Origin of the sequence: Calothrix sp. NIES-2100 (assembly GCF_963875285.1) — a bacterium.
Taxonomy (GTDB): Bacteria; Cyanobacteriota; Cyanobacteriia; order Cyanobacteriales; family Nostocaceae; genus Aulosira.
This window is the reverse complement of the sequence record NZ_CAWNLA010000001.1, coordinates 4,376,165-4,399,870: the sequence shown is the minus strand read 5'-3', so window position 1 is coordinate 4,399,870 and position 23,706 is coordinate 4,376,165. Positions and strand designations below refer to the sequence as shown.

Below are 23,706 nucleotides of genomic sequence, written 5' to 3'. Positions count from 1 at the left end.
GTTCTGACAGTGAGTGGGGGTGAGTGCTTTAAATTTTTACAGAGAAAATAACCAAATAAGCAGCGTCGTTTCACATTTTATACTACATAACAATTGCCAGCAATAAAGCAATGATAGCTATTGAGCAGCTTGAACAATAAAATACTTCACCCCCTTGTGAAGTATTTGTCAGTAGTTCGTAGTTAATAATCAGTAGCAAATATGTTTTAAAACCGCTCACACTTCAGCAAGTCGCACAGTGAGCCTGTCGAACTACTCAGCGATCGCTGACAACTAACAAAAAGCGTAATAAAACCCAACGTTAATATACCTGAGTCTTTATAACTAACATCAAGCGATCGCACTAATCGCACTATCTTATTCAAGAGTCGTAGCCTAACACACTAAAACTTCTATAAACACTGCGTTACGCTTGCCTTAATTCACTGCAAAAAATTGAAATTTATAAGGTAAGCTTGTGTCTGATATTGCCCTACATAGATATCTTCCTCGCCTTCCAGAAACCGCACTCCAAGAATTTACAGAATGGTGTGTTTTAGAACAGGCAAAAACCGCAGGATTCGACTTTACTCCAGATACCAGTAAGTTGCAAAACTTATCCCCACAAGACTACATTCCCAAACTGATCGACCAGTTTATGAAAGTAAAACCAGACCCAATTAAAGCAGGTTTAGTAGCTGCGATCGCGGGGAAGGAAGCTGATGAACATGCTTTATCTGGTGTAGCCGCTTTAACTGATTTTGTCTCACTTTATGTCAAATACTTAATACCAAAAGACGGTAATACTCCTGAACAAGCAAATGCTGCATTGCTAGAGGCAGGACAAACACAATGTGAAAAACTAATTCAAATTGCCAAACAACATGGTGTAGAGTTTTAGTTTCTAATTAACTTTTTTTGAGATACAATAAACATTAGGGACACAACTGGTTGTGCCCCTAAAAATCATCTTTAACAAATGCTCACTATTATTGGTTGTGGTAATCTCAATCGCAGTGATGACGCTGTAGGTGTAATTATTGCCCAACGCCTACAACAATATCTAGCCCAAAATCCTCATCCCCATGTGCGAGTGTATGACTGTGGAACCGCAGGGATGGAAGTAATGTTTCAAGCTAGAGGTAGCAAACAATTAATTGTGATTGATGCAAGTTCTACTGGTTCGCAACCAGGTGCAGTATTTAAGGTTCCAGGTAAAGAATTAGAAGCTTTACCGGAACCTAGTTATAACTTGCATGATTTTCGTTGGGATAATGCTTTAGCCGCCGGACGGAAAATCTTTCAACATGACTTTCCCGAAGAGGTGACAGTTTACCTCATCGAAGCAGCAAATCTTGATTTGGGATTAGAATTAAGTCCTGCGGTGAAACATTCTGCTGATCTAGTTTTTGAAGAGGTAGCTGCATCCATCAGACAGATTGTTGACTGTTGACTGTTGACTGTTGACTTTCAATACAGCAATATTAGCCGGCTAAGTCACGATAAACAGAGAGTTCATCTACCCGCATTTCAAAAGGTATTCCCTGGCTTTCTGGAGGACAGACGCGGATTTTAGCGCTGCTGACAATGGGGTTGAGTATTGTCGCCATTGGGACAATTTTTTGTAAGATACGCCAGTTGGTAACTGGATCGGGACATTCTATCACTAGTACCATCACAGTGGCGTGAGTAGTCATATACCAGCGACAGTTAGATAAGAGATTTTGGATAGTGCGATCGCAGGCTTCATAAAAGTACCTGCTAATAGAATACTCTAGTTGCTGACGCAGGATAATATCTGCTGAAGTCAGCTGCATTGGATGTGAATCATCTTCTGGGGAGTAAATTTCTTTAGTCATCTGAGTTGATTTCCTTACTTATGTTCCAATTGCCATTGCATAGAGAACATCTTTATTAGTTTCTAAGAATTCTTGAGTTTCATCATCATAGAAAGCACCAATCCCACTACAATGGATGCCCCAAAAATTGCTAACAAGATAAACTCTTTGCCCTAAAAAACCAGCTATTTGCATAGCTGTTTGATAATTTATATAGTCGGACACAAAAAATAAAGTTACAGCGCTGTCTCTAGCGATCGCTTGATTAATGCACAAGTAACCTGTTTTTTCACTAAAATTGCCCGCCTTAATTAGATGCTTACCCTTATATAATCCTGGAGTCATTCCCCTAACTTGATGAACAACAGAATAAATTTCTATCTCTTCCAAATTCTCTGTTGGTATCGGCTGTGCAAGATGTTGCAATATCCGCCAATAATTTTCTTGAGAAATTGACTGCTTATGAAATCGTCTACACGATCGCCTCATCCAAACAGTCTGGAAGAATTTATCCCGATCAAAGTTAAACTGGGGATGCACTAATTTCTGTTGGCGACTTTTCTGGAGCGATGTTTTTTGATAGCCTGATTCTATAAACTCATTGGCTTCAAAATAATCAGTGCCACAGACAAAAGGAACTTTCAACCTTAAATGTCTGATTTTCTTTTCTTCCACTGCTCCGGAAATCGCACAAGCAGTAATAAACTCTTTATTCTCAAATCCTAAAGCCGCATTGAGAGCGAGTTTATCAAAATCAAAAATTAACTGTATCTCTTTGTCGTGAATATAGGCTGAAGCAGCAATTGCACCTAAATGATGACCGCTATCAAGCCAACAATATCTCAGGCTCCTGTCTTTATATTTCCAGCTAGACCTATAATAAACACAACTAATTAAAAAAATGAATCCATTGATACATTTACCCGGTATAATATAATTCTCTAGCCCATCATCAATTAATTCGTAGATGAGTGTTAGACAATTATTCTCAACTTCTAAATGATATATCCCATTGACCATTCCCTCGATACCGCGAATCTGGACATAAACCTCAGTCGGATATAAAGCTCCAGCAGATGGATTTACACGCAGTTTTTGCGCACCATCTTTATACATCTTTTCTAGAGTTACAGTACTGGTTAAACTGATAAACGAGTGACTAGGATTATTGAGATTTAATTTCACTCGCCGATAAAACTTTGGATAAATTTTAAATGCAGATGGTTGAGTTGAAGCATCCACATAATTTGGATCGAGCTGCACCGATAAGTAAGAATGCTTTGTTGCTTGATGATAGTCTAACTCTCTTTGTTTACTTTGAGGCATTTTTGAGTATCCTTAAGACTTCTACATTACTAGAAAAATCTATTGCTTTAAAATCGTCTAAGTTTTTTAAATTTATGTTAGGATGATGTTGTAACAACAAGTTAACTACTTCTGTCTTTCCAGCTGATGCTGCATACATCAAAACAGTAGCCCCGTTATCATTTTGGTTATCAATATTGATGTTGGCAGCAAGCAACAAATTCATCAAATCGAAGTAGTTACCAAAACAAGCAAACCACAAAGCATTATTACCGTCGTTGTTTCGGGAATTAATATCCGCACCTAAAGCAATTAGTTCCTCAACTACCGCGTAAATACCTTCTCTGGTAGCTTTCATCAAAGCTGTATCACCATTTTCACCTTTCTGATTTAAGTCATCAGGATTGTACCCTTTCTCACTCAGCCAAAGGCTAGTTGTTTTACTCAGATTTTGCTGATTTCTTGAACTCATAAACATCCTCGCTATTGATTCACATCCGCACAAATACCTGTCATAGCAATTCTTAAAAAAGATAATGGTGGGCATTACCCACCATGTTAAAGAAATGCTATGAGACCCATTAAACTATGAAGAATGTATAGTTACTGTTAACTGTTAGACCACAACAATTAACAGTAAATACTTCTTAATCACGAACCATTGCTGATTGGCCAAAAGCACCAATTTAGTCAGTAGGGAATGCATCACCCAAGCCGGTATCTATCCAGACTACCTAAGTTGTGCAACTTTTATCTCAGGAGAGAGAAGGCTAACAAGAGATAAATTAGCAGGTTAATGAGTTATGCGATGAGAAAATTGATGCTTTAAACAGTACATCTCACCAGACAAATCAATTAACCGACAGACACATATTCTCTACCTTCAGCGAATAGTTGTCTGGCTTTTTTCTCTGGTTTATGTGCGCCATAATAACCAGCTTCAGCTTCTAGTTCGTCTACTAAATCCCAAGCTTCCTCGGCTCTTTTAGAATCTGCACCATAGTTAGCAGTAATAGAACGAGCATTTGAGATAGCTTTTTGAAGTTCTTTCTGCACAAATTTTAATTTTGGTTTTTCGACAAAGTCACCTTTAGTAAGAATATCTGTGACAGAAATAATCCCCAATAATTGACCTTGGATCACAGGCGCACGCCATACACCAGTATTAGCAAATAACCGCGCCACATATTCTACATCTAGGTCTGGATTAACCACAATGCAGGGTTTGCTCATGACTTCGTAGACATGCATCACTTCTGGGTCTTTGCCATAAGCAACAACCTTAGATACAATATCAGTCTCGGTAACAATACCGTAAGCATCACCACTGTGACGAGGTTCTACAATCAACGCCCGTAATTCTTTGAGCCGCATTAATTTGACTGCTTCTGCTACAGTAGCGGAACCGCGAATAGTAGCTACATCTTGAGTCATAATCTGTTTAGCTCTCATAATCCTGGCTCCTTAAATTTGTTTTGCAAGTAAGGGGATTGATTCTAAACTGCTGCAATTCTTCCCAAACCGCATTTCATAGTTGCAACTAACTCAAATTCCAATTTAAGTATTAGAAAATAAGTTCGCTGCATGGAAAAGTGGTTACGGAAATTAGACATTCCGTTGGAGAAATATTAAGCTACTTCATAACTTAAGTACTCTGGTTATTTGGAGACAGAAGATTTACGCATTTTCCCCTCTGACTTCTCTTGAAGATCTCAGATTCTCTGCCTCATCTTTAAACTTAACCAGCATTAAGTTAGGAATGTCTGAGTTAAGTCTGTAATCGCTTTTGCTGAAGTCTGGTTGACTGGCAACAATTTAGCTTACTTATATAGTATCACTCTCATAAGTTGGAATTATGAATGCTTTATAAAGATCCCCAGATATTTCATCAATAAAAGGGTTAAAAAACGCTAAGAAGTATTATCATGAACTTTTTATTTTCCCGAAATACGATATTTATCCTGATTTCCATGAAAATAGGATTTAAGCAACTAACAGTAAATTAGCTACATGTCAATAAATATAATCATGAAAATCTGCGCTCGCAATTAATTTAAGTAAGAATGACCATTGACTATTACTCCATAATGTTTATATGAAAATTTAGCTTTTTTCAAGTTTTATAGTTAATTTAAAATGCTAAAATTTATAACTTAATGCTCATCTAATTTAAAAAATAACAATAGCAAATAACTCAACAAGAAAAATAAATATATTGTTTTATCTATCGGAATATCTAGCTAACTTGTTTTATTAAGAAAATCTAAAAAATTTATCTGCTTACTAATATTCTTTGCTACTGTTGTCCAGTATACAGAAATAAAAAAGGTATCCAGAAATGGAAATTAGCGCTCGTAATTCATTGAAAGCTACTGTGAAAAAAGTTGTTGCTGGCTCTGTGAATAGTGAAGTCACTTTAGAAATAGCACCAGGAGTAGAAGTAGTAGCAATAATTACAAAATCCTCAGCAGACAAGCTGGGATTGGCAGAGGGTAAGCAAGCTTACGCTGTTATTAAAGCATCGGATGTGTTAGTTGCTGTTGATTAAGCAATAGTTAAAAATTATATATATATTTGGTAAGGTGCGTTAATAAAGTGTAGCGCACCTTATTTTATATTTTTGGTGATCAGTACCCTCAGCAATCACACACTCTACTGGCGATGGGGATTTCTCTGTTCCCTGTTAAATTTTAACTAAAATCAATTAATGTTTGGCGATAGGTATCTGGTAAACCTGTATCAAAACATTTACCTTTCATTACATAACCTGTCATCCCTTCTGCCTGACATAATTGATCCAAACAAGTAGTTAACTGAAATTCACCACGGTAGCGGAAATTTTTATGAATGCTGTCTGCCAAATAATCAAAAATTTTTGGTGTCAATACATATAAACCAAATACACATAAAAATTCATCTTCTGCCATGCCTTCTACACGTAGATGCTGGCGTGCATAATCAATACTGGGCTTTTCTGCAAGTTGTGTGATTGTCATCAGTGAATTGAATTCTTGCCACACTCCTGTGACACATCCCGCTTTGTTGATGATTGCAGCTGGCATTGTAGTTAAACTAACCACACTTTGATTAACTTGTGCATAAAGTTCAACAATTTGTTGCGCACAAGATTTATCAAGATCAGATTTATAAACATGATCCCCCAACATTAACAGAAATGGCTCATTTTCTACCCAGTCTTTAGCACAAAATACTGCATGACCATATCCTGCTTGTTCTTGTTGGGTTAAGAACACAACTTTTTTACCCAATTCTTGCAGATATTGACTGTATTCTTGATTGGAAAGCGAGAGTTTTTGCCAAAGTTCTGGTGTGGGTGGATTTTTAAATAAATCTACAAAAACTCCCAGATCATCAGGTTGTACAACAATGCCTACTTCTGTAATGCCGGCGCTAATTGCTTCTTCTACAATTGCTAAAATTACAGGTTTTGCTCTCCCATGTTGATCAATAATTGGGAAAAGTTCTTTTTTGACAACTTTAGTAGCAGGAAATAATCTAGTACCAAAACCAGCAGCCGGAATTACTGCTTTTCTCACTTGATTTATTTGCATAAGTAAAAACTATTTTGGAGTTGTTTGTCTGGGAACGTTTTTGTTAGTAGGAACGCCCCAAAAATAGTAATCTGCTTGATAAGCGACTTTAACCTCACTGTTAGAGTGAGCGCGATCGCAACCGCTAGCAGGAGCTTTACCGCCAATTGTATTCAGGCGCTGTATCCAATTTACAGAGCTTAATATACCATTGCCTTCGTGCGATCGCTCTGACAACAGCAACCAGGGAATTGTACGAGGTTGCAGTGCTTTTACCTGAGCTTTTACTTGAGCGACAACTTTACTACCGTCATTCAACTCCCAGGTAGGGCCTGCATAATGTTTACCTATTTGTTGTCCCTGTTCATTTAACAACACTGCATCTGGCCCCTTAAGCGTCCACTCGAAAGCGTTAGGATTATCTGATTTAGCCTTGCAAACATATATTTGTGAACCTTTAGCAGCTGCTTTTAACAGCAGGTTTTGGCCTTGGGGGACTTGCAAATCTTTTGGTACTTCTAGGGAAGTGGTGGATGTGGTTTGGGCTTGGGTACTACCAGCACTCAACCCAAACAGCACAAGCAACAGAGTGATATTACGCAAATAAGTTGTGTTCATAAAAAATCGTCTTCAAGATGACCTCATAGTTCTGGATTTTAGGAGATGGAAAAATGAGAAACATCTGAAAAAAGTCTGATATCACCCCAACGAAATATATAAATTGGTAGTGGAAAAACGGGAAGCACTCAACCAAACGACTCAGACTATTGTCGAATTCTGCTGCAAGCAATCGGAACCTCTACCCAAAGGTAGATGCACCCCTGAGTGAGTAGCAAGCTGTTGAATCGCGTACCCAACAAAAAACCCCAGCTTGGTAGCTGAGGTAATGCACAAGAGTATGAATAACGATGAAAGATACCTAAACCGTTGTCTAAAAATCTTAGCTAACAGTAATACCAACCAAAACTAGAGTGGTAACAAGTAATGTAGCGAACACACCTTGTAAAACATATTTGCGTTGTTCCCAAATTGCAGGGTATTCAGCGTAGTAAACCTTGGGTTCAGTTGCGTAGTTGTTGAGAACGCCGTCTTCATTAACTGTGGTGTACATGTTTTTTATTCCTTGTTTGTTAACTTATGTAAATTAATATAACGAGTTTGTTACAAATAGTCAACAGGACTTGACAAAAAAAGTCTGATAGGATTTATAAAAATCGCTTATCAGGAATGGGAGGTTAGGCGATCGCATGAAGGCTAACTTTCCCAAGACCTACACAACGCGCCAAACCACTACGCGATCGACATGGAAACTGCTCCCCTTAAGCTTTGAACCTAAGATTAGAATAGCGATCGCGCTGGCGTAAGTCCTGAGTTAGTTTGACACTACCGAAAGCTTCAGACTTTTTCTATAAAATCTCTGACTACTTGAACAATAAATGGTGAGCCTAAACTTCTTGGCTCCCAACCAGATCGCATTGTTTGCAATATCCATTCAGCTACATCTTTTGGTTTCACTGGTTGGACTTCAAATGTCCCCCAATCTTGGGGGTGAGGTCTATCGGTGCGAATCACTAATACTGAACCGGGTTCTTGAGCATGTTCCACCGCAACATGAATATACCCACAACCATAATCTGCTTGATCGTTGGTTGCTTGTCTTCGGATCAGCCAAATAAAAGGCTCTCCATCAACTACAATTTTTCTTGTGCCTCGTTTTGGTATTGACACTTTTTCTCTTAAATCAAGCGCTCTTACTCAATTCTACTGCGTAGTTTACCGTCGAAGACATCGCCTCACCGATAACCTTAAAGTAACTTATCTAATATTTCAAACGATGTTAAAAAATTTAAATATAGTCAACAATTCAACATGTTGCCCAGATGCCCGACTTCTTAAAGAAGTCGGGCATCTAAATCAAAATTTGATTACTCATTATCAATAATCCGTACATAAATTGCGCGGGCTGTTTCTATATTTATTGCTATATTGATATCATTAACTTTGATTTGTAAAACTGGAAATTTTTGAATTACAGTTATTTTATTTCCTATATCTACACCAGTTTCTAGCAATTGCTTACGGATTTGTTCATGGGTAATATTACAGAAAGTGATAATTCCTTTCTCTGCTGGTTTCAGCAATTCTAATGAACAACCCTTAATAGTAAAAGGGGTAAACATGAAAAGTAGTAAATATAAATTATATAGAACCTTTGAAAACAGCTTGATCCAGGCTAGGATGAAAAGTATTTTCATCCTGCATCCTAGTTCAAGCTATAACTACACGTTAGACAAGATATGGTTCTTGATGAGTCTTAATTGTGCAGTTAGAACGGGGGTAAGTAACACAAAGTAAAGCAAAGCCCTTAGACATTTGCTCGTCATCCAAGAAGATTTGATCGGATTGATCTACTTCACCTTCAACAACTTTACCAACACAACTAGAGCAAGACCCGGAATGGCAAGAGAAAGGTAAATCAATACCTTGTTCACCTGCTGCTTCTAGGATGGTGGTTTCTTCATCCACTTCAATTGTGGTGTCGAGGTCTTCCTTTTTGTTGATTAATCTAACTTGGTAGGTAGCCATTTTCCGATTCTCCTCAACTTTATACAATTAGGTTTAATTCCCAGAATTTGTCGTCGCTCTGTGCTACTCGTTGTTAAGCTACCTATAGCTTTACTGCACCAGACTCCACACTATTACCGCCAGACGGAACAAAGCGGTACTAATGATGTCATCAAGTCTGAAACAGTGTTAACTGCAAGGTACACCATCAGGTGTGCAATCACCAGCTTTGAAGGACTTGCCACAACCACAAGAATCAGTTGCATTAGGGTTGGTAAACTTAAAGCCGCTTTCCATTACCCCATCGATAAAATCGATAACAACTCCTTTCAATAACGGTGCGCTTTTAGCATCAACGTAAAGTAGCACCTTGCCTTGCTCAATGACCAAATCGTCTGGTTGCGGCTTGCTAGTAATATCGATTCCATATTCATAGCCACTGCAACCGCCATCTTTTACAGAAATGCGGACACCTTTAGTTGCACCGTTAGCTTCAGGGGCAGAAGCGACCAAGAATGCCCGCAGACGAAATTCGGCTTTTTCTGTCAAAGTTACAGTCATCAATTCTCCTGATTTATAGCGATAAGGTTTTCTGATTACAGGTGGGGTATTTGTTATTAGTCATTTGTCATTTGTCATTTGTATTTACAAACAGCAGAAGACAAACTACTAAGCAATTTTGGGTGTAAATCAGACCAATTATGCAAAATTTAGTTCCAGATTCAAACTTAAATTTTGTTCTTCGTAATTACGAATTACGAATTACGAATTGATCTCAGTTGATTATGTTGTGCAATTACTGGTGGGTTCCATTGAACCTGATTGCGCGTATCTCCAGGGTGCATTGTTACCACATACTGGACAAGAGCGATCGCGCTGAGAACGCCGCTTAGCAAATTCCATCCGATTCAGGTCTATTGTCAACAGTTGTGACAGTAACGGTTGACTAAACCCAGTAATCAGCTTGATCGCCTCTAGTGCTGTTAGACAAGCCAATGTTCCAGAAACAGCCCCCAGAACTGAAAAGCCACGCCGATCCCAATCAGGTTTTTCTGGAAACAGACAAGACAAACAAGGAGTCACACCAGGAATAATCGTAGTCAGGTAAGCCTCCATCCCGTCCATTGCTGCTTCCACCATTGGCTTTCGCCAACGCACACAAGCTTCATTCAACAAATTGCGTTCGGTAAAATTGTGAGCGCAGTCAAGCGCCATATCAGCAGACTGTACCAACGCATCTACATTTTCCGGGGTGATGTAATCATGAACTGCTTCCACTTGGACATCAGGATTAATCGCTTCCAAAGTTTCTTTAGCTTTGAATACCCTTGGCTGACCTACCCAATCGTCACTCATGAGGATCTGACGATTCATATCATCTCGCCGCAGGTCACCACCCCGAACTAAGATTAGTCGCCCAACGCCCGCTACAGCTAGGTAAAGCGCCGCCGTACCGCCTAATCCCCCCACACCTGTAACCAGAACCGTCGCTGACTTCAGGCGCTTCTGAGCTACTTCGCCAAAATTAGGGAGCATCATTTGGCGACTATAGCGTTCTAATTCGGTAGGCGTTAGATTTACCACTTTTTACCTCCTAATCAGAAGTGATTTCTGTCAGCTTGACTACATTTTTTTGCTTGTCGTTAAACACCTTAAACAGCTTTTGTTCTTGGGGTGTAGATTCGACAAATACGTCATAAGCTCTTTGCAAAGCTATGGCATATTGTTCGAGTTTTTCTTCGGGTTTTAAATCAGGATAATTCTCATCGACTTCTCGCATGAATTGGGAGAATTTTTTCAAAATATGTAAACGATTAACATTCACAAACTTTTGGTCGTAGGGCAGGTTAAAAAACTGAAAGAATTCCTCTGCATCTACGAGCTGCTTAAATTCATCAATAGTCCGGCTCATTGACCCTTCTCCATTTTTTTAAGCTGTTTCTTAAGTTCATCTAACTCGCGATAGATTGCATAAGTCTGGGCTGCAACATCCATCAATTTCTCAAAGTCTGTTGGTAGTCCCTCTGCTAAGTCGTGCAGATCCATCTTCATTTGACCTGCTTTACTATTGAGCCGTCTGATTTTTCCTTGTAGTTCTTCAGTTGTCATTTGTCCAAAGTCAAAAGTCCAAAGTCCAAAGTCAAGAGTCAAGAGTCAAAAGTCCAAAGTCCAGAGTCCAAAGTCCAGAGTCCAAAGTCCAGAGTCCAGAGCCCAGAGTCCAGAGTCCAAAAACTGATAATCTTGACCATTGACCATTGACCATTGACCATTGACTATTGACTAATTAATTAAAGCTTGCCAACTTCGGGGAAACGTTTTACTAAATCAACACCTTTGTCTATTAACTTCGCTCCCTCTTCTGCGACTTTTTCCAGGGAATCAAAGCCAAAGCGATGAGCATCACGTAAGGTTCTTGTTACTAACAAAAGGCGGCCAGAAAAAACAAGTACCCAGCCAAACCCTTCATGGTTTATATCGACTACAACCTGGGATATTAGACCTGTTTCCTTTTCAATACAAGCGGCTATGGCTCTATAAAATGCCATGATCCGTGATTTAGTAAGCGGATCTACTTCACCATCAATAGGAATTTCCCGCTTCTTTTGTTTAGTAACCACATAGGGTTTAAGAATTAAATCATCAGACCATTTCCGGTATGTTCCATAGGTATCTTGTCCCCGAATTTGTTGGACGATCGCTTTCAGGAAAGGTGAGTTTGATACTGTGGTGCTGGCGGTACCGTTAACACTATTATCTATGCTCATACGGTTGCTTCATTTTCTAATTCATCTGCAAAGGTTGTGTCTTTTTGCTTTAAAGCTTTACGCAACCAAGGTGGAGGATTACCTTTAAGTGTTTTGACTAATTTAGTTAACACTTCTGCGATTTCTTCGTCTTCCGATCGCGCTTTAATTGGAGTTACGCCTTTTTTGATTAAACGAGCAGCAGCGCTACCACCAATTGCTAATACATAAACAATTGTGCAATCTTCTAGCGCTTCTAGTTTAGGTGTGATTTTATCCTCGTTACCATCTTCTTTCAGGTCGCCCTCAAAGTTTAAAGTCTCAACAAATGTAGATCCTTCATCGGAGACTTCATAAACCTCAATTTGTCTTGCCCATCCGAAGTGAGCATTAATATGAACTCGGTCACTTGTCGTGAAGGCAATTTTCATTTTTATTTGTCCTTTATCAGTTGTTTTTGGTCAATAGTCAAAAGTCCAAAGTCAAGAGTCAATGTTTATATACTATTGACCGTTGACTATTGACTCTTGACTACTACCAATCTCCGTGGAAGTGTTTTACTCTCTCTTCTTCTGCTTCTAAAAAGAGGTTACCCATGCCAAACAAAAGCTCCATTGTGCCTCGGTAGCCGACTTTGGTAAACTGACCATTACCTAAGCGATCGTAAATGGGTAGTCCGAGACGATAGAGGGGAATGGATAGGCGTTTAGCGATCGCACCGACGTTAGAATTGCCAATTAACAAGTCAGAGCCAGCTGATAGTTCCTCAAAGTCTTCCAAATCGCCGATGGTAACGCTTTTGATGGGGAGTTGTTCTAATAAAGGCGATCGCGTTGTTGTCACAGCCGCATGAATTTGAGCTCCCATCGATTGCAGGAAATGGACTGCTGACCACAACAAATCTGGTTCTAAAGCTAAAGATACTCGTTTGGCACCAAAATAAAAGTGAGTATCTAACATTGCGTCTTGCAGTTGGCGACGCTGGCGGCGATATTTTTCCGGGACGCTGTTACCGCTGAGAATTGCTAAGGCGTGGAGAAACTCATCTACAGGTTCTAAACCTGTGAGTTGTCCAAAAACTTCATAGGGAATACCAAATCGGTCTTGGAGAATCCGCGCTGCACCGCGCATACTTTCCCCAAGTGCGATCGTGAAGGCGGAACCACCAACTTCCCGCAGTTGAGCGACAGTTGTCCCACTACTTGTAATTGCACTGTAGGAATCTTCTAAGTGTCCATCTAAGGAAGCACTCAAATCGGGGACAACGATGGGAACTAGCCCAAAGCTAGTCACCATCTCTTTAATTTCTTGGATATCTCCTGGTGTAAAAGACGAACCAGCTAAGATGGTGACTTGTTCAATTCTGGTAGCACAAGGACGGGGAACTTCTTTCACAATGCTTTCCACCGCCACTGCAAACCCATCTTGTAATGCACCTTTAAAGTCAGGTGTGGGTGCAAATACAATCGGTAGCCGATCCAATTCTGGGTGACGTTTCCGAATTTCTTTGAGGAAACGTTCTATGTCATCGCCTCTAGTTTCGGTTAACCCAGTGCTACATAAACCAATAATTTCCGGCTGGGATTTTTCTACCAGGGTGAGAATTGCTTGTTCTACATTGTCTTCACCACCCAGGATGGTAGTTACTTCCGTCATGGCTGTAGTTGCTAGGGGAATTGCTTCCCGAAAATGCCGTACTAAGACAACTTTGGCAAAAGCAGTACAGCCTTGAGAACCGTGGAATAAGGGAATCATTCCCTTCAATCCCAAGAAAGCTAAAGATGCGCCTAAAGCTTGGCTTTGCTTTAAAGGATTAACTGTAAGTGGTTTGTTAGGAGCAGTAACGATCGCCATTAGCTCACCTCTTCTACTAAGCCGATTTCATCAGACGCGGTGAATATCCCTGTTTCCTCATCCCAAGGCGCAGGCTTGCGAATTTGTTCCCAAATTGGGCTGTAGAGAGCTTCATACAATTCTCTGGCCATTTCAACCATGCCTACATAACCTGCGTAGGGATGGTGGCGTTCTTGGTTAATATCAAGGAAGGGAATCCGGGCTTTGAGGGCTGTATATTGGTTACGTCCCCCAGCAATTAACATATCGGCGTTGGTGTCTTTCACCAGTTGCAGTAATTCTTTAGCATTGCCTTTTTCCAGCATGATGCCATCGTTACCGATTAATTTTTTAATCTTGGCTTTGTCTTCTTCTGTACTTTTTCTGGTGCTGGTGGCGACAACTTCTATACCTAAGTCTTTAGCTGCGGAGATAATTGACCAACTCTTGACACCGCCAGTATATAAGACAACGCGCTTGCCTTGGAGGCGGGCACGATAGGGAGCTAGAGCCAAATCTAGAGCAGCAGTTTCTTCGGCAATCAGCTTTTCTGTACGCGCTTGTAAATCAGGATCTCCCAATTTAGCGGCAATGTTGCGCAGACAACGGTTCATGTCATCGATGCCGTAGAAAGACTCCTCAATATAAGGAATTCCGTAACGTTCCTCCATTTTTCTCGCCATGTTCAGCAGAGCGCGTGAGCAGATCATCACATTCAGCTTGGCGCGGTGAGCATAGGTAATTTCTTGATAGCGAGCATCACCTGTAATTTTTGATAAGACGCGGATGCCCAATTTTTCCAATAGTGGTGTCACTCCCCACATTTCCCCGGCGATGTTGTACTCGCCGATTAAGTTAATATCATAAGGTGTAGTGTATTCAGGTTCACGCCAACACTTAGTACAACACCTTACTGTGATATGATATGGAGCAACGATATATGTAGATTCTATGAGAGTTTACGGTTACGCTCGTGTCAGCACGCAAGAACAAGCAGAGGAGTTTGATGCACTAAATCAGCAAATAGCTCGATTAAAAGCAGCGGGTGCATCTGAAGTATTAGTTGATATAGAGTCAGGACGTAGTGACAATAGGAAGCAATACAATGAATTGCTAAAGTTAGCACAGCAACACAGAGTTGATGAGGTTATCATAACCCGTATTGACCGCCTGGGTAGGAGTGTAATTTCTATTCATAAGGCAATGGATATTTTTGTCAAGCACGGCGTTAATCTTCGGATATTGGATGCACCCGTTGACCCCAATTCCCCTTTTGGCTGGTTTAGTATCAATCAAATGTCAGGGCTGGCAGAATTTGAATCTAGACTGTTATCCCAAAGGATTAAGCATGGTAATAATTATTTTCGAGAGCAATTAAAGTTTTGCGTGCCACCCTTTGGATATGCCAAAGACGAAAATCAGCGCTTAACTCCTGATCGCAATATTCACGAAAAATCTGGTAAGACTTACTTTGAACTAGCCAAGATTATTATTGACTTAACCTTGTCAATGCGATCGCTTAAGGATGTCTGCAATTATATTTATACAGAATATGAAATAGTTTTTAGTGTAGCAGGATTGCGGGATTGGGTAAAAAACCCAGCACTACAAGGACATACAGTCTATTTCTCAAAAAAGAAGAAGGGTATAAACCAAGAACCAATTATTAATTTTAATACCCATGAAGCCTTAACTTCTCTAGATACAGTTGAGGCTATCCAACAAAAGCTCTTAGCAAATAAGAGATATAGAAGTTCTGCAAAATCAACTCGTGGTGACTACCCACTTGCAGGGTTAATCAGATGTGTTCATTGTGGGGGGAATATGTATAGAAATTTTTCCCGCCACAAAACAAGAGTGGAGTACATGCGCTGTGTTAATTATGTTAAACCCGGTAGGTATCACTGCGAAAATTCAAAATGCACTAGACTAAGAGAGATCATTTCCAAGACGATCGCAGCATTGTGTGAAAATGCACCAAACTTAATCGATTATCTAGAAAGTCAATCAACAACAACACAGATAGTTAATACTAAAGAGATTGAGAACTTAAGTAATGAACTGGCTGTGTTGCGGGGGCTTCGCAGTTCCAACCCAGATATAATTGCAGCAATCGCTAAAATTGAGGCAACAATTAACACTCTATCAACTCCCACTAGAATTTTTGATAAGGATGGGTTTGAGAATGCTAAGAGAAAAATTGCTATAGCATCTCAGGCTACGTTTTGGGAATCTCTGGATGATTCAGAACTGCGATTGGCGTTGGCTGAATTTGTAGAGAAGGTTGATGTTGATTCATCTGGAGTTATAACTCCTACTTTTAAACTGCCACTAACCCTATCTTCGATGGTTCCGTGAGTTTTAATGAATTCTTCTGGAGACATATTTCCAATTTCCAAATCTCCATAGTATCTAGAATAACATTCAATCATCTTGTCACTGATCATCTTTAACACTTTTTGAGAATGTGTAGAAGTCATAAAAAAAGTCTGTAGCGATAGTTTTATAGTATCTTTCGTCTGAAATTATTCTGTTACCAACAAACAAAACGACCTACCGGAACTGTGATTCCCATTCTTCAGTAATCAAGTCCATAATCTCCTGCAACACGACAGCGTGATAACTCTCATCTAAAAGGTTCTCGGCGCATAACTCTTGTAATTTATGCTTGACTATTCCCGCAGGTTTTACAAATCCTAAAAATGCTGCTTCCTCAGCAATCTCATATAACTGTAACTCAACATCTAGATCAAACAACTCAAAACAATAATAGATTTTGTCATTTAATTCTATCCGCCGAATTATATTCTGATTGGCTAGATAGGATAAATTCATATCTGTGAGTAAATCATCACGCTCAATTTGCTGCGCTATTTCTTTGACTGTAAATAGACGATTTGCGTTACCAGTCAGGAAGAATAGAGCGTCAATAATTACTGGGTTTAAAACAGAGTCAGACATGACTATTGTTCCTATATTTTCATATATAGTCAGTCTGCCTAATTGTCCCCACAAACCCCAATAGTTCGTAACTTCTTAAATTAGCAATTATGTCTTACTACAGAGCCCTTCTAAATCGTAAACGTTCCTGGACTCCAATTAATCCTACACCTGCTCCAGTTGCTCAAGGAGCAGAAAATACAATAGGTCGTGCTTTGGCGCTGCGTTGTCTTGAATTACCTGTTGGTGAATGGATAACTTCGGCAACACAACGTGACCTCCCTAAAGATGATTATATATTACAATTACTACAAAGTAATATTGCAGATGAAGAACGGCACGATCAGGCACTACAGAATGCAGAAGATGCATTAGGTTTAGCTAGACCCTTTGAGGAAGAAGCCAGACGTATCAGGGATACAGTATTAGGTTTCGGCGAACACCCCATGCTTAAAGCAGTAGTACTTGAAAGGTCTGTGTTCTTCGTGTTGTTACCCATCTTTCGGTTCTTAGGTAATGTAGGTCTAAGAACAATAGCCAGTGATATATCACTAGATGAAACTGCTCATGTGGCAACACACGGACTAGTGTGTGCAGACTTAGGAATTTCACTAACCAAGCGGCTGGATAGGATTAGAAAGGAAGTAGTTGAGTGGATGGTAAGCGATCTAAACGTCCCAGTAACTAAATATGGTTCTAAAGACTTCTGGATCAGGCAATCTGATAACTTATTATATACTGGAGTAGCTCCTGAACTGGAAGATACTAGTCGGGCACGTATGCCTGCTTTCTTTGAAAGTAATAGCCAGAATCTACCTGAATATTATTAATAGAAAATGCACCCTCTGGTGGTGAGGGTGCAATCCTTAATTAATTATCTTCATCTTCAATATCTACAGGAAAAGAAGTTAATTCTTGAACCCTGTCTTCATTTTCAGAAGCTATATGTACATAAAGTATTTCCCTACCCTCATCTCTAGCGGCTTGCACCAACTGTTTATATTTCTCATCAACATTATCTGTGTTGAGAAGAGTTACTTCTACATCCTCTTGTCCTTGGTTTATGCGTGCAGAAACCTTTATAATATCAAACGGAATTAAAGCATCTGAGATGTTTTTAGAAGTATTTTCTTTTTTACAGAAGAAAACATTTACAATGTCTGATTCTTTTAAGGCATCAAGTGCAGTTTCTACTAAACACTCGAATAGTGTTCCTTTTAAAGTTTTTGTGATCATTTTGAAATTCCTTTAAATCTCTCTGGTGATTAGCTCAATCACCGATCTTGGTGGGGCAAGCTCAAAAATTCCTTTCTCCATCGCTAGGAGCTTGCTTCCTGCTCTCTCTTTATGGGGCAATTTCTTTCAACTAGGAGCTTGCCCTTGCTCCTATTGCAAATATAGAGCTGTATTTTGCCAAATGACAAGGCCTGTGTTGCAAAGACAATTCATATGTAACTCATAGATAATCATCTATATTACAAAGAGACATTATCAAGCTTGCCACTAACGACCGCTATCAGATAGCGGTCGTCATTTAACAGGCGGTATTGAGGGTGGTTGTCGGTTTAATGAGTTCCGGTTAGGAGAATCTGTTGTCAACGACTCCCGCGAGTCTTGTTAAAACAGGATTCATTGATGGGAAGTATCAGAAACACCTCGTTAACGGATCGCATTTGGGGTGACTCATAGTATAGTTGTGTTAACTGAGCATTTCTGGTAAGCTCTACTGCTTAGGGCATATTTCAAGATGAGACTTAACTCAATTAGATGAGACTTGACTCAATTAGAACTGTACACTATACTAAAAACATGGATGCAGCAGACATGTTTTAAACAAAAACACAAACCGTTTGAAACATGACATCCCGTTACCCTTAGAGGTCGAGGAATTCCGGTAAAGACGTTCTGAATACCAAAAATTAATCATGTTTTTGGCGAAGGCTCCTTAAGGAGCCTTTGTTATTTATGGGGTTGGTAATTTCTTATTATTCAATAAGTTTTTGGCTATAACTAGGAAACTCACTTTCTGGACTTTACCTATACCCTCATATTTGGGGTAGGCACTCATAACGTGTAATCTAAGCTTTTTACTCTCAGGAAATACTTTGAAAGAGACAAAATAATCAACTAGAGTACCTTTTGAATCTAACATCTTAACTGCTGCATAGCTTTTATGCCCACCGTGGCAAACTAATGTTGCCTTATCACATAATGATTTAATAATGCTGGGTAAATGCTTCGAGAGGTTGTATCTCTCAAAATGGAATGGTCTTGACTCTCTAGGAGCTTTATACATTAATAATTCTAATTCTTCACTGGAAAACTCATCTGACTCTTTAGTGAAGCAGTGTGAGCCATAGGTTACTATAAACCTGTATGTAATCAGATTTTTTTCGTCTCTATCATCAAGATATTCAACCCAGTGAGCATCAAGATGTGATAAGTCATATACTGTACCATTGTATGAGAAATTTCTCCATCTTATAACTTCTGTTTTTACAGTATTAAAATTATTACTCATCAAATAATACTATTTATCATTACAGATGAGTAGTTTAGCGTAGTAATAGACAATACAAATTCCGGTTTATTACTGAAATATCTGTGTGAATATCTTGTGAAGTCGGTAGTTTTCCTGCAAAGTAAGGAAAACTCAAAACCCTTGCCAGAAGCGCACCCCACAACGATGTAGAGTGCTACGCTACCAGCGTAGAGGTTTATCTGTTTCAAACAGATAAATTCAAAAACCCCACCAGAAGCCGACTCCTGAGTGTGTGGGAGTCGGTACTACCTCAACATTTCAAATGTTGGGGTTCCGTTTTAAACGCCACCCTAGCTGTACCATCACCGAACACCTTGAAACCCTCTTGTGGTCTGAGTTCCGCACGAAAGTGGATCTGTTACCGAACACCTTTAGCTGTAGCACTACCGACTCCTTAATGTTGAGGAGTCGGTTAATGGCAAGGGTTTCACAACGCAACACCTTCTAATAGCCTCCTAGCAAGCTTTCCAGACACTAAAGCGTGGCTACATGCAACACCTTATGAATAATTAAAAAGCCCTAGCAAATGCTAGGGCTGCTGGACTTTCAAGTTAGGCAATATGCCTTATTCTTCATCGTCCTTATAACCACAACTTTTGATAACACATTCACCCCAAATAGTCACAGCAGTTCCCAAATAAAGATCACGTAAATCTCCGTTGGACGCGGTAATACCGCAAACGGCTAACACCAATCCAACAGAAGCTGCACAAGCGATTTGATTGGGTTTCATGTGATTATATTAGTTGTATATATATATATTTCTTTGTACCTAATTACTTGTGTTGTTGACTATGTAGTTTCTACTGATAAATAGATGTAGTGTGGAATATTTTGGCATAAGTAAGAGATTTAAGCTTGATTCAGGGTTTATACTCAAACAATCTTTAGTATATGGAGAGTAGAGTGTTATAGATAATATGCTTTATGTAAATTATTTATGCCGAATACCAACTTTAGGAATATAGGTTTTATAACAATTGGTTCCACATTGGCAGTTTCTACATTAAGTTTAATTATAAATTCCACTTCACCTATTACCGCTCAAGTTAACTTCAAACAAAATAGCTCTATTGGGATAGTTAAAAAATCTCCAAAGATTGTAAGTGCGCCTTGGTCTGATTATTATTTAAAGTCTGTGGATGTTTTAGATATTGGATCTAATAAAATTCTAAACGTCGAACTTTATGAATTAGGTAAAACCAGAAGTTCAGGGTCAATATCATACAAACATTTCTCAATATCTGAACAGCAGTGGAATCAGTGCGTGGGAATCAAGGGAAAAGAGGTTATATTTACTAATCCCTACTCCCATGAATCTTACATTGCGAGTGGATGTTATGGCTCTTACATTGGTTTATCTGATAAATATTTACAATTACATTTATGGGATCGTAAACCAGGAAAAAATGGTTACGTTACTTCAGAGGGAAATGTGAGGAAAGCTATGAATGATTTCCTTAAGTATTTCAATAATTCAACAGGAACTAATTTCAAGTATATTCCTTAATCATTTTGAGCTTGTAGATTTCTCTAAATGCACAAACCCCTGAGAAATTCCTCTCAGAGGTTTGGCTTACAGGTAATTGGTATCTGGTATCAGCTAACTATTGAATATTCCAAAGGGGATTATTTGGGTCAATAAACATATTAGTTTTCTTCCACTCACCTTTCAAAGACCAACTAACCTTAACTCTTACTGTACCTGATTCACTATCTCTGTGTCTTGAATATTTTTTGAAAGTAGTTTCCAGCTTTTTACATAAAGCATAATAGTTAGTCACAGCCTTACCATCAAACTTGATTTCTATAACTTGGTGATTAGGTTTCTCTAGTCGCGTTACCTGATATTTAATATTAGGCAACTCGGAAGCAGCAACTAAATCCTTTATTTTAGACCTAACTTCCGCGACCATCTCCTTAACAATTTCTACTTCTCCAATAGGTTTTTTACGCTTTGTGCGATAACTCATTGAATTAAACCTCCCTCTAGTTTTGTAATAATTCCTAATTCTTTAGCTCTTGCGTCAACAGCAGCGTGAATCTTCTTAATCCAACGCTCAGTCTTGGTCTTATCTGTGAAGTTGACTGAGAACCCATCGTGTTGCCAAATCGTAATTGCAAAGTCTTTAGTGGTCGTAGCGAGATGTAGGACTGGCAGAAGTAAATAAAGTTCTACCGCTTGTGCTTGCTGCGACAACACACTTCGTATACATTCTTTCCGTTCTTCTGTTGGGTTGCCGTGTTCGTCCTTCACACCTGTGATTTGTATTTGTTGCCCAAAGATAGTTTCTACAGAATCCCAGGAATTTAATTCCTTAATCATTCGTTGCCTTGCTTGATATATGGCTTTTATTAGGGGATGAGTGAAAAACCTATTACCACCGTCTTTTATGCCAAACTTAGCTAATCCATCACAATCTGTATCACCTTCATCGAGAGACTTGATTAGATTTTGCTTTCCCTTCCCATAAACTAGGCTGTAAAGTGCTATCTTCAGCACGGCTTTAATATCTCCGTACTTCTGTTCATTCTCTGCCTTCAATTGGAGGGCATCAATACCGTAGTGATTGATCAACTCAATCCATATCTTCCGTCCACTAGCGAGAAACTCTTGTACTTCTAGAATATTCCAAACCTTACCAACGATCGCAAGCTGGCTCGAAGCTAAATCATACTCATACCAACCCTTGGTTATTACCTTACGTATTTCCCTACGGAGCATTGGAATACTGTAGTTAGAGGGATATACCCTCACCGTCTTACCCTCTCTTGAGGTCTTGTAGAAGGGCTGCAAGTCTTCTGCAATGGTCTGTAGGATATTAGCTTGTACTTTCCTGCTTGTAGGGTCTTTTATCTCCATCACCTTTGTCCAAGCTGCCTGGAAATTGTCATTAATAATTTTGGTAAAACAATTTACCGGGAGATTATTCATATACTCCAAAAGTTCTTTAGAGCCTGCCCCAGCAGAGCCTATACACTGCATTGCCTCCTGTTGAAGGGTTTCTCTATCTATTTTCTGAGTCTTCCTCGTGTAGACCCTTCCAGAGTCAAAATAGACCCTCCCTGAATCCATATTCTTGTACACCTCATCCTGGAACGCTTTTTCAACTATTGGGTGCAAACGAACTATAGCCTCTCGTGCTAAGTTATTTTTTGAATCTGCCTCTTTCCACTCAAATGCTGCTGTTGACACATCTTGTCTAAATTTAGTTAAAAATGTGCTAGAATTATAGTGGTTGGAATAATAAGCAGATAATTTACCTTCTGCTCTGGCTACATGGTAGCGATCAATTACAATATTCCCGGTATGTTTATCTATCTTGCCAAAGAGTAGATATCTCATAAATCTCCAATACTCTGGGCACTTATTTAATCCGGGATAATACCTTTGCAATAAATCACGAAACTCACGCGATACAGTCTTTCTCATTTCAATACCTTTTTTAATTATTTCCCCCTACTGTTTGAGGCTTTAGGGGGATTTGACTTTTATATATTGATAATTAGTAACCCTTCTCCGTTAGGAATTTATCTAACAAATAACGGATGATCTCTGTAGGGGTGTCATTTGTGTCTTCTACAAACTTATCTAGCCGCTCTTTCATCTCCTTCTTCAATCTCAGCGCGACGATGGGGCTACCTCGATAAGATTTTTCTGACATAATTTATCTCCACTCTTTCATTATATATCAATACTAACAAATGTGTAAAACACCTCCAAGAATTTATTTAATAAAATTATTCTATGATTAATTAAAAATACATAGATTAATACCTATAGTTGGAGCGACAGGGGGAAAATGGGGGTTTTTTGGACAAAATTCGGGTTTATCGAACAAAGGTTTAAGCCATGTAGAGTATGGGTTTCAGACAATGAGCCTGGAAAAACAATGCTATACCTATATAAGGGATAGATAGTTAATAGAGTTACATCTGATGAATCCAGATGAATTGTTAATAGATTTTTCGCTATATGTATATGTTTATTTAAATTTTAATTAGGAAATTTTCCGCAGATATTTACCTACAGAATTTTCCCCACTGGTTAAGCAGAGAAATACTCATACATGTATGCCCGTGTTGCCATCTCCGTACACTACAGCCTGAAACCTTTACTACATACTAATACCGTCATTCCGGTATTAGCAATTTATACTATTAGCTAAGTATACTTAGTCATGGGAGCCTTACCGTATATTAAAAACTGCTTTTCCCGTGTTTGAGATTATACTTTTATTGAAAGTTGTGACTAGTTTCTAAAAGTGAGGTGTCGAATTGGAAAGCTTTACAAGGTAAGGTTTTTAGCCATTTTGACTAACCCAAATGTCGAATTGAAAACTCTCTTTTATTTTTCCGATTTGAAACCGGAAAAATCCAGTGAGGAGTCAAAATGTTGATGGATGTCT

General features: G+C 39.1%; 31 protein-coding genes and 1 pseudogene. 6 read left to right on the top strand and 26 right to left on the bottom strand.

All coding sequences use genetic code 11. The features are described from left to right. Positions 1-206: 206 nt before the first annotated feature. Positions 207-365 (bottom strand): hypothetical protein, encoded by a 159-nt coding sequence (locus AACU32_RS18050; protein ID WP_339378037.1) that lies wholly within the window; start codon positions 363-365, stop codon positions 207-209. A gap of 92 nt (positions 366-457) precedes the next feature. Between AACU32_RS18050 and AACU32_RS18045 the strand changes: the two genes are divergently transcribed. Continuing rightward, complete coding sequence (locus tag AACU32_RS18045) at positions 458-880, top strand: hypothetical protein (protein ID WP_096601940.1); 423 nt, start codon at positions 458-460, stop codon at positions 878-880. A 78-nt stretch (positions 881-958) separates the two neighbouring features. Then, positions 959-1,432, top strand: coding sequence for a hydrogenase maturation protease (locus AACU32_RS18040; protein ID WP_096601936.1), 474 nt, complete (start codon positions 959-961; stop codon positions 1,430-1,432). Between the two features lie 31 nt (positions 1,433-1,463). On the opposite strand, the gene AACU32_RS18035 is transcribed toward AACU32_RS18040, so the two are convergent. From AACU32_RS18035 to AACU32_RS18020, 4 genes are all read right to left on the bottom strand, one after another. Further along, positions 1,464-1,838, bottom strand: a complete 375-nt coding sequence (locus AACU32_RS18035) for a hypothetical protein (RefSeq protein ID WP_096601933.1) — start codon at positions 1,836-1,838, stop codon at positions 1,464-1,466. Positions 1,839-1,856: 18 nt separating this feature from the next. Then, complete coding sequence (locus AACU32_RS18030) at positions 1,857-3,143, bottom strand: nitroreductase family protein (RefSeq protein ID WP_096601930.1); 1,287 nt, start codon at positions 3,141-3,143, stop codon at positions 1,857-1,859. Beyond that, positions 3,130-3,594: an ankyrin repeat domain-containing protein gene (locus tag AACU32_RS18025; RefSeq protein WP_096601927.1), complete on the bottom strand. Its 465-nt coding sequence runs from the start codon at positions 3,592-3,594 to the stop codon at positions 3,130-3,132. Before AACU32_RS18025 ends, AACU32_RS18030 begins: the two co-directional genes overlap by 14 nt. A 383-nt stretch (positions 3,595-3,977) precedes the next feature. Further along, on the bottom strand, positions 3,978-4,574 hold the full coding sequence (locus tag AACU32_RS18020; protein ID WP_339378035.1) for a CBS domain-containing protein: 597 nt from the start codon (positions 4,572-4,574) through the stop codon (positions 3,978-3,980). A gap of 886 nt (positions 4,575-5,460) precedes the next feature. Between AACU32_RS18020 and AACU32_RS18015 the strand changes: the two genes are divergently transcribed. Continuing rightward, complete coding sequence (locus AACU32_RS18015; RefSeq protein ID WP_096601924.1) at positions 5,461-5,670, top strand: TOBE domain-containing protein; 210 nt, start codon at positions 5,461-5,463, stop codon at positions 5,668-5,670. Between the two features lie 142 nt (positions 5,671-5,812). Here the strand turns inward: AACU32_RS18015 and AACU32_RS18010 are convergent, their stop codons facing one another. The 14 genes and pseudogenes from AACU32_RS18010 to AACU32_RS17945 all read right to left on the bottom strand — a co-directional run. After that, positions 5,813-6,694, bottom strand: coding sequence for a UTP--glucose-1-phosphate uridylyltransferase (locus AACU32_RS18010; protein ID WP_096601919.1), 882 nt, complete (start codon positions 6,692-6,694; stop codon positions 5,813-5,815). 9 nt (positions 6,695-6,703) lie between these two features. After that, a complete protein-coding gene (locus AACU32_RS18005) occupies positions 6,704-7,291 on the bottom strand; it encodes a DUF3455 domain-containing protein (protein WP_096601916.1) in 588 nt (195 codons plus the stop codon). A gap of 322 nt (positions 7,292-7,613) precedes the next feature. Next, a complete protein-coding gene (gene psb34 / locus AACU32_RS18000) occupies positions 7,614-7,784 on the bottom strand; it encodes a photosystem II assembly protein Psb34 (protein WP_339378034.1) in 171 nt (56 codons plus the stop codon). A 284-nt stretch (positions 7,785-8,068) separates the two neighbouring features. Further along, a complete protein-coding gene (locus AACU32_RS17995; protein ID WP_096601912.1) occupies positions 8,069-8,401 on the bottom strand; it encodes a hypothetical protein in 333 nt (110 codons plus the stop codon). Between the two features lie 197 nt (positions 8,402-8,598). Continuing rightward, the gene (locus AACU32_RS17990) at positions 8,599-8,853 is read right to left on the bottom strand and encodes a FeoA domain-containing protein (protein WP_096601910.1); all 255 of its coding nucleotides are present in this window, start codon (positions 8,851-8,853) and stop codon (positions 8,599-8,601) included. A gap of 106 nt (positions 8,854-8,959) precedes the next feature. Continuing rightward, the gene (locus AACU32_RS17985) at positions 8,960-9,259 is read right to left on the bottom strand and encodes a 2Fe-2S iron-sulfur cluster-binding protein (RefSeq protein WP_086686966.1); all 300 of its coding nucleotides are present in this window, start codon (positions 9,257-9,259) and stop codon (positions 8,960-8,962) included. A gap of 168 nt (positions 9,260-9,427) precedes the next feature. Beyond that, the gene (locus AACU32_RS17980; protein WP_096601907.1) at positions 9,428-9,799 is read right to left on the bottom strand and encodes a HesB/IscA family protein; all 372 of its coding nucleotides are present in this window, start codon (positions 9,797-9,799) and stop codon (positions 9,428-9,430) included. Between the two features lie 222 nt (positions 9,800-10,021). Beyond that, the gene (locus tag AACU32_RS17975) at positions 10,022-10,822 is read right to left on the bottom strand and encodes a HesA/MoeB/ThiF family protein (RefSeq protein ID WP_096601904.1); all 801 of its coding nucleotides are present in this window, start codon (positions 10,820-10,822) and stop codon (positions 10,022-10,024) included. A gap of 10 nt (positions 10,823-10,832) precedes the next feature. After that, positions 10,833-11,150 carry a nitrogenase-stabilizing/protective protein NifW gene (gene nifW / locus AACU32_RS17970; protein WP_096601901.1) on the bottom strand — a complete coding sequence of 106 codons (318 nt, stop codon included), beginning with the start codon at positions 11,148-11,150 and terminating at the stop codon, positions 10,833-10,835. Next, the gene (locus tag AACU32_RS17965; protein WP_096601898.1) at positions 11,147-11,347 is read right to left on the bottom strand and encodes a CCE_0567 family metalloprotein; all 201 of its coding nucleotides are present in this window, start codon (positions 11,345-11,347) and stop codon (positions 11,147-11,149) included. The genes nifW and AACU32_RS17965 overlap by 4 nt, the downstream gene beginning before the upstream one ends. 179 nt (positions 11,348-11,526) lie before the next feature. Beyond that, a complete protein-coding gene (locus tag AACU32_RS17960) occupies positions 11,527-12,003 on the bottom strand; it encodes a NifX-associated nitrogen fixation protein (RefSeq protein ID WP_096601895.1) in 477 nt (158 codons plus the stop codon). Beyond that, the gene (gene nifX, locus AACU32_RS17955) at positions 12,000-12,413 is read right to left on the bottom strand and encodes a nitrogen fixation protein NifX (RefSeq protein WP_339378032.1); all 414 of its coding nucleotides are present in this window, start codon (positions 12,411-12,413) and stop codon (positions 12,000-12,002) included. Before nifX ends, AACU32_RS17960 begins: the two co-directional genes overlap by 4 nt. Before the next feature lie 103 nt (positions 12,414-12,516). Further along, positions 12,517-13,836, bottom strand: a complete 1,320-nt coding sequence (nifN, locus tag AACU32_RS17950) for a nitrogenase iron-molybdenum cofactor biosynthesis protein NifN (protein WP_096601889.1) — start codon at positions 13,834-13,836, stop codon at positions 12,517-12,519. Further along, positions 13,836-14,702 (bottom strand): annotated as a pseudogene (locus AACU32_RS17945) (nitrogenase component 1); the annotation flags it as partial. The gene nifN and the pseudogene AACU32_RS17945, both read right to left, overlap by 1 nt. A 64-nt stretch (positions 14,703-14,766) precedes the next feature. On the opposite strand from AACU32_RS17945, the gene xisF reads away from it, so the two are divergent. Then, a complete protein-coding gene (gene xisF, locus AACU32_RS17940) occupies positions 14,767-16,173 on the top strand; it encodes a fdxN element excision recombinase XisF (RefSeq protein WP_096601886.1) in 1,407 nt (468 codons plus the stop codon). Between the two features lie 195 nt (positions 16,174-16,368). Here the strand turns inward: xisF and AACU32_RS17935 are convergent, their stop codons facing one another. Next, positions 16,369-16,776 carry a hypothetical protein gene (locus AACU32_RS17935; protein ID WP_096601883.1) on the bottom strand — a complete coding sequence of 136 codons (408 nt, stop codon included), beginning with the start codon at positions 16,774-16,776 and terminating at the stop codon, positions 16,369-16,371. Between the two features lie 89 nt (positions 16,777-16,865). On the opposite strand from AACU32_RS17935, the gene AACU32_RS17930 reads away from it, so the two are divergent. Then, complete coding sequence (locus AACU32_RS17930; protein ID WP_096601880.1) at positions 16,866-17,585, top strand: hypothetical protein; 720 nt, start codon at positions 16,866-16,868, stop codon at positions 17,583-17,585. 40 nt (positions 17,586-17,625) lie between these two features. On the opposite strand, the gene AACU32_RS17925 is transcribed toward AACU32_RS17930, so the two are convergent. The 3 genes from AACU32_RS17925 to AACU32_RS17915 all read right to left on the bottom strand — a co-directional run bounded on the left by AACU32_RS17925 (position 17,626) and on the right by AACU32_RS17915 (position 20,030). Continuing rightward, positions 17,626-17,991 (bottom strand): hypothetical protein, encoded by a 366-nt coding sequence (locus tag AACU32_RS17925; RefSeq protein WP_096601877.1) that lies wholly within the window; start codon positions 17,989-17,991, stop codon positions 17,626-17,628. A 727-nt stretch (positions 17,992-18,718) separates the two neighbouring features. After that, entirely contained in the window at positions 18,719-19,276 is a 558-nt protein-coding gene (locus AACU32_RS17920; protein WP_096601874.1) for a heat-shock protein, read from the bottom strand. Positions 19,277-19,862: 586 nt separating this feature from the next. Beyond that, positions 19,863-20,030, bottom strand: coding sequence for a hypothetical protein (locus tag AACU32_RS17915; protein WP_339378031.1), 168 nt, complete (start codon positions 20,028-20,030; stop codon positions 19,863-19,865). 207 nt (positions 20,031-20,237) lie between these two features. Between AACU32_RS17915 and AACU32_RS17910 the strand changes: the two genes are divergently transcribed. Further along, on the top strand, positions 20,238-20,807 hold the full coding sequence (locus tag AACU32_RS17910; protein ID WP_096601871.1) for a hypothetical protein: 570 nt from the start codon (positions 20,238-20,240) through the stop codon (positions 20,805-20,807). Between the two features lie 97 nt (positions 20,808-20,904). On the opposite strand, the gene AACU32_RS17905 is transcribed toward AACU32_RS17910, so the two are convergent. The 3 genes from AACU32_RS17905 to AACU32_RS17895 all read right to left on the bottom strand — a co-directional run bounded on the left by AACU32_RS17905 (position 20,905) and on the right by AACU32_RS17895 (position 22,962). Next, positions 20,905-21,270, bottom strand: coding sequence for a hypothetical protein (locus AACU32_RS17905; RefSeq protein ID WP_096601868.1), 366 nt, complete (start codon positions 21,268-21,270; stop codon positions 20,905-20,907). After that, a complete protein-coding gene (locus AACU32_RS17900; RefSeq protein ID WP_339378030.1) occupies positions 21,267-22,730 on the bottom strand; it encodes a hypothetical protein in 1,464 nt (487 codons plus the stop codon). Before AACU32_RS17900 ends, AACU32_RS17905 begins: the two co-directional genes overlap by 4 nt. 73 nt (positions 22,731-22,803) lie before the next feature. Further along, a complete protein-coding gene (locus AACU32_RS17895; RefSeq protein ID WP_339378029.1) occupies positions 22,804-22,962 on the bottom strand; it encodes a hypothetical protein in 159 nt (52 codons plus the stop codon). Positions 22,963-23,706 lie beyond the last annotated feature (744 nt).